This window comes from Shewanella sp., from assembly GCF_051658185.1.
In the GTDB taxonomy this organism is placed as follows: domain Bacteria; phylum Pseudomonadota; class Gammaproteobacteria; order Enterobacterales; family Shewanellaceae; genus Shewanella.
Genome location: NZ_JBOFMC010000419.1, coordinates 1 through 5,324 on the forward strand (window position 1 = coordinate 1; position 5,324 = coordinate 5,324).

Annotated in this window: 4 protein-coding genes and 2 pseudogenes; 3 read left to right on the forward strand and 3 right to left on the reverse strand. The window is 52.8% G+C overall.

Annotated elements, in window-relative coordinates:
• Positions 1–136: 136 nt before the first annotated feature.
• Positions 137–289, reverse strand: a pseudogene (locus ACRCZA_RS15415) (IS5/IS1182 family transposase); the annotation flags it as partial.
• Between the two features lie 380 nt (positions 290–669).
• Positions 670–930 carry a hypothetical protein gene (locus ACRCZA_RS15420; protein ID WP_438675277.1) on the reverse strand — a complete coding sequence of 87 codons (261 nt, stop codon included), beginning with the start codon at positions 928–930 and terminating at the stop codon, positions 670–672.
• Between the two features lie 650 nt (positions 931–1,580).
• Between ACRCZA_RS15420 and ACRCZA_RS15425 the strand changes: the two genes are divergently transcribed.
• The 3 genes from ACRCZA_RS15425 to ACRCZA_RS15435 all read left to right on the forward strand — a co-directional run bounded on the left by ACRCZA_RS15425 (position 1,581) and on the right by ACRCZA_RS15435 (position 4,844).
• Positions 1,581–1,766 carry a hypothetical protein gene (locus tag ACRCZA_RS15425; RefSeq protein ID WP_438675278.1) on the forward strand — a complete coding sequence of 62 codons (186 nt, stop codon included), beginning with the start codon at positions 1,581–1,583 and terminating at the stop codon, positions 1,764–1,766.
• Positions 1,767–1,796: 30 nt separating this feature from the next.
• The gene (locus tag ACRCZA_RS15430; protein ID WP_438675279.1) at positions 1,797–3,533 is read left to right on the forward strand and encodes an N-6 DNA methylase; all 1,737 of its coding nucleotides are present in this window, start codon (positions 1,797–1,799) and stop codon (positions 3,531–3,533) included.
• Positions 3,534–3,752: 219 nt separating this feature from the next.
• Positions 3,753–4,844, forward strand: coding sequence for a tyrosine-type recombinase/integrase (locus tag ACRCZA_RS15435; RefSeq protein ID WP_438675280.1), 1,092 nt, complete (start codon positions 3,753–3,755; stop codon positions 4,842–4,844).
• A 310-nt stretch (positions 4,845–5,154) separates the two neighbouring features.
• Here the strand turns inward: ACRCZA_RS15435 and ACRCZA_RS15440 are convergent.
• Positions 5,155–5,324, reverse strand: a pseudogene (locus ACRCZA_RS15440) (IS1634 family transposase); the annotation flags it as partial.

Genomic DNA, 5,324 nt, shown 5'->3' on the forward strand with positions numbered 1-5,324 from the left:
GATCCAAAACGAGCTTAGCGGCTTCGAGCTTAAACTCCGCGGAGTAGTGATTTTGTTTTTTCATTACGCGACCTGTGTGTTTATAGGGAGATGTTAACATCTCTACTCAGGTGGCCAAATTCAGTGTGCCACTACAGCCTTTACCAGCCTTGGGATAGACGGGTTCGATGACTGTCAGCATCTTTGACCATGGGAGCACCGCTTCCATGCGCGCCAAGAATATCTCTTTACGGGTTTTGTGACGTTTGCCATGGAGCTTGCCGTCCGTGAAGGCTTGTTGGTGACTCATGCTGAACCTCATCCTTGATATCAAGTGGGCCAATGATCTCACAACAACTACTTGTTCGCACTTTCCCTAGGTAAGCCCAACATTTGCCGGTCCATATATAAGTAACATCACCGCACCACACTTGATTTGGAGCATGAACGTTAAATTGCCGAGCTAACAGATTAGGGGCTGCGACATGCTCATGCCCACTTCGGCGATAGCTGTGCTTGGGGACTTGGCCACGGCTTAAGCCAAGCTCCTTCATTAATTTACGCGCTAGGGAGCGCGTAAGCTGCACTTGGTGCGGATCTGTCACCATCAAAGCAATAGAGCGAGCCCCAGCCGAACCGCCACTGTCCGCGTGTACTTGGCTAATCAGGGCGCGCTTGCGCACCCGCTCACTATTGATCGGCTTGTGCTGATGCTTTTGCCAATAGCGAAAGCTTCCAGTGCCGACTAAGCGCTTGGCACAGACGTTGTACTGAGTGCTGCACGCTTAATTTATTGATTAACGCAAAGTGTGCCGCCGAATGCGCATATTGTGCGGACATAAACAGCATCTTCGGCCAACTGCCTGCGTTTGGCGGTAGCCGAGTGATGTTATCGCGCTTAGACAGCACAACGGTCGGCAGATGCTTATTGGCCTGGATTTCCGCACGCATAGCCGGCTTAGTCCGCGCATTAACATGCGGCTTGATTTGCATGCAGAGTCCCGCGGCGTTGATTAAGTGCATGGCTAGCAGCCGCGACAGGGTAGCCACTGCGTACTATTTAACCAAGCGGACGCTACAAGTAATGGCAGGGCTGGCAACAACAGTCCACAATCTCAACGCATAAATACATGTGTAGCTTAATCCCCCGGTGATGGCTTCGCGCTGCAAGCGATTTTGGTTTGGCGCAGAGGCCTTTCACCGGCGCCGACAGGTTCGTCTGCAGCGCTGAGCCAAACAGCTTGCATGCCTCCCTCACCGCGCGCGGCAAGGTAACTGACAGCGTCATACTATCTTGCCGACTAAGATCGACCGCCATCGCCAGCCTTTTTCATCCCCAAAGAGCAGACTTGCGCAGCCACCACACGGGACAAGCGCGGGGATTAACGCGGGCAATGCCCCGCCCTAAGTACATACAAAAAACTCAACATTAAAAAAAATCAGTTAAAAATTTATATAATTCACTTGTAACGCAACCGAGTTTAGCGTAAATTTCTCCTATCGACATCGCCTAGGAGACATCGTTATGGCTCGGACACGACATATACACCAACGCATGAACCAACGTGCGATCAAAGCCCAAATGCTTGGAAATCGTAAAAATGTTTGGGGTGAATGATGGGGATAAAACCTATTTAAATCGCCAAGGCATTGATGCGGCATTAGTGAAGTTAAAACAGATCGCGGGGCAAATGCAGAAAATGAAAAGCCGCGGTGGCTTAGCACTGGTCGAATTAGGGGAGTTAGAAATCACCACTTATGCTTTAGATAGTTATAACCGCGCTTAAACTTTACCGTTATTCAAACAGGAAATAATAATGCAACAACCAATTAAAGCGTTACTCGATACCGTACGCGGAGCAGAAAATCTTGCCGTATTTGCCGAACAATTTGCCGCGTGCTGCGCCTATTTAAAATTGGTACAAAAAAATTCAGTCACGGCCGACGTCCCTGCACTAAGCGGCGGTCGTGCTCAATTACTTAACCACCTGAAGGGCTTTGAGGTACTTAATCTCAACGTGCAAAATTGGCAGTTAGCCGACGAGCGGTTGCAGTTAATGCTCACGTCCTTGACGCAATTACTTCAGGCCAATGTGATTAATTATGCGGATTTATCCGTAGCGATTCACGAGTTGCTTGACGATAGCGGTAAAATGGCCGATGCCTTAAGCATTCCAACGGAGCTGACCCAATTAGCCGTGCGTTTATTAGGTGACCACATCAGCGCGGTTTATTGCCCGTTTATTGCCGGTTATCAATTTGCGCAGCAATTACCGCCAGAAAGTATTGCGCAAGGTGAAACCTTAGTCCCGAGCGATGTGTTTTATGCACAGGTGAGCAACTTTCTGCTAGAGCGCAGGTTTGACGTGGTGTGTTCCGATCCAATTTATGCGCCGACCTTGATTGTCGAAGGTGGTCTTAAAGCCTTCGATAGTGCGGTAGCGCTGCCACCGTTTGCGCGCAAATACCACAGTCAAACAGCGCCGGATTTATGGGGCCGTTTCCCAGAAAAAGCCTTAACCGCCGATGTGTATCAGTTGCGGCATTTATTAGCGCATAGCCGCGAGTGCGTCGTCGCGTTTGTAACGAGCAATTTTTTATATCGCTCAGCGGCAGGGGAAAAGTTATTTAAGCAGGATGTATTAAATAAGAATTGGCTTAAAGCCGTAATTGCATTGCCGAGCAATTTACTCGCCCATACCGCAATAGAGATCAACATTTTGGTCTTTGAAAAGCACAAAACCAAGACTGAAGTGCTATTTATCGATGCCAGTGGCGCTGAATTTACCGATAAATCAACGCGCATGCGCAATAAATTAGCCAATGGCGCGGGCATTGTCGCGATGGTTAATGCCTTTGCTAATAGCGAATATAGCCAAGTGTGCGGGCTAAAGGAAATTGCGGCGATGGAATATAATTTATCGCCAAGTCGCTATGTGCTTAATCAACAGGTGCAGGAATTAAAGCAATTTTTAGCGCAAAACCCGACCTGTAAACTGGCCGAAATAGCCGATATTGTGCGTCCACAAGCATTAAAGCATGAGCCCGGTGCGACGCAGGAATATATTGAATACAACCTCACTAGCTTAAATGCGATTGGGCAGTTAGACGGTGCAGGAAAAGCGATTACGCTAGACAGCAATGACGTAGCCAAAGCGGAAAAGCAAACCATTCGTGCCGGGGATGTGTTGGTGTCATGTCGTGGCGCCGTCGGTAAAATTGCCCTCGTCGATGAGCAGATTGCGCCTAACGCGCTGGCCAGCCAAGCATTTGCCATTGTGCGCCTAAAGCCACAGGTGACGCAGATATCCAGTGGCGCCTTGTATCAGTATTTAATTTCCGCCTTTGGCCAGCGGCAATTGGCTGGGCTCGTTACCGGCACCACGGCAGCGATGTTAGCGGCCAAAGATCTAAATAACTTAGATATACCGCTGTTTTCAGCCGCGAAATTGGCCGAATTTACCGCGCTGCGCGCCCAAGTAGTGCAAGCCCAGCAGCGCATAACCGCGCTACAAGAGGAGATTGCGCAGCTCAATACGCGCTGGCTCGCCTAACACTGAACTCACCCGCAGCGCGCATAACGCGCGTTGCGGCTAGCGCCGCCAGCCCGCGCTATCTCGCACCGCCCCTCCCAGCGCGGCATGTGCCCAAGGGCGCGGTTTTATTAACCGTCGGCCGCCCGCTGGCCGTATAATTAGCCCTCACGCTCCCCCTGCCCGCTGGGGTGGGGGGCATCGCACTCACCCGCCCAACCTTTTGCCGGAACACGATAAATGCGTAAAGCCACCGTGGCGCACGCGCTACCCAGCCCAAGCCCACTTCACCCGCACACGCCAATTGCGTACGCGGGGGGCCCACTGGTCCAGCACCTCGAGCCCTTGCCGACCTCAGCCTATATCGCCTATCTCTCGACCCTATCGGCGGGCAGTTTACCGATCGTGCGTTCAACCTTGGAGCGCATTAGCCAACTGGTGTTTGGTCTGCCGGCAGCGACGGCACCTTGGCAGTTGCTAACCGCAACACAATTTAACCTGATGTTGCGCCATTACGCGCAAGCCGGCCTCGCGCCGAAAACCCTGCATCGTTATGCCTGCTTTGTGCGCTCGGTATTAAAACGCGCGTTTTTGTTGCGCATGATCCCGAGCGCCCAGCTGGCCGAGTATGAAACCATTTTGCATGCCGGCGCGGTGGTCAAAGGCAGTCAAGGCCGCGGCCAAATTGCCCCGCATCGCAGCCTGAACGATGCCGAAATCGGCCAGTTGTTGCGTGTTAGCGCCGCCGATAGCCGCCCGAGCGGGCGCCGTGATCTGGCCATCTTAGCTTTAATGCGGGGGTGCGGGCTGCGGCGGGCGGAAGTGGCCCAGTTACACTATGAACACATCCGTTGGAGTGCTGGAGATGGCGGCGAGGTGCTGGTACTGCACGGTAAAGGCCGCAAAGCGCGCACCTTACCGCTACCGCGTGGGCTAAGGGAGATCTTACTGCGCTGGTGCACACTGCGCGGCGATGAATTAGGCGTATTATTTTGCGCCATCAACCGCGGGCAGAATCTGATGCGCTATAGCGCCTTGGATGTCAGCAAGCAGCGTGCAAAACCGCAGCAACAAGGACAATACCGGCCATTAGATTGCGGCAGCATCAATCGCTTGATGACTAAACGCATTGCGCAGGCGGCGATCGAACAGGCCACCCCGCACGACTTACGTTACACCTTTGCGCAAAAAACCTTATTGCGCAGTGACTTGCCCACCGTAGCCGATCTGCTCGGGCATGCCAATATCGCCACAACCTCGATTTATACCACCACGAGCCAAGATAAAATGCGCCGTGTGGTGGCGAGCGAGGATGTGTTTGACCGCCTTTGACCGCCTTGGCCTAAAGGCCGAGGAGGATGTCAAGGGGGGCGCCAGTGGAGCGAAAATAGTTCGCTTGGCGCTTGACATTCCATCGGCAAGCGCACTTTGCGCAAACCACTGCTCGGCACATTGTTTGACGTACTCCCCGCCCTGAAGGACGGGTTTTACGCGCATTCAGATAAACTCGCCCGACATCAGTGCCAGTGCGCCTTGGGTGGCCAGCGTACGCGTTACATCCGCGGCGGTAGCGGGCTAAGCGATAGCTCGGTGCCGGCCCGCGTTCAACCGACATTCCGCACCTGATTTAGGAATAAATTTGTCAGTAGCGTTCACCCAATACCGCCAAAATGATCTGCTGGTCTCCGGTTAGCTCCGTTATCTGTGGCGGGGCTTCTCCCTGTCGATACTCATGAATGCCACCAAAGCGCAAAAAAATCCAACGCGCCGTTGGCCGCTGCGTTGGCTTCTTTTTCATATCGGCCACACTGC

What these genes read in the sequence shown, in the direction of transcription:
- ACRCZA_RS15435 (WP_438675280.1), top strand. Translation starts at nt 3,753, where the DNA reads ATGCGTAAAGCCACCGTGGCGCACGCGCTACCCAGCCCAAGCCCACTT.
- ACRCZA_RS15420 (WP_438675277.1), bottom strand. Translation starts at nt 930, where the DNA reads ATGCGTGCGGAAATCCAGGCCAATAAGCATCTGCCGACCGTTGTGCTG.
- ACRCZA_RS15430 (WP_438675279.1), top strand. Translation starts at nt 1,797, where the DNA reads ATGCAACAACCAATTAAAGCGTTACTCGATACCGTACGCGGAGCAGAA.
- ACRCZA_RS15425 (WP_438675278.1), top strand. Translation starts at nt 1,581, where the DNA reads ATGTTTGGGGTGAATGATGGGGATAAAACCTATTTAAATCGCCAAGGC.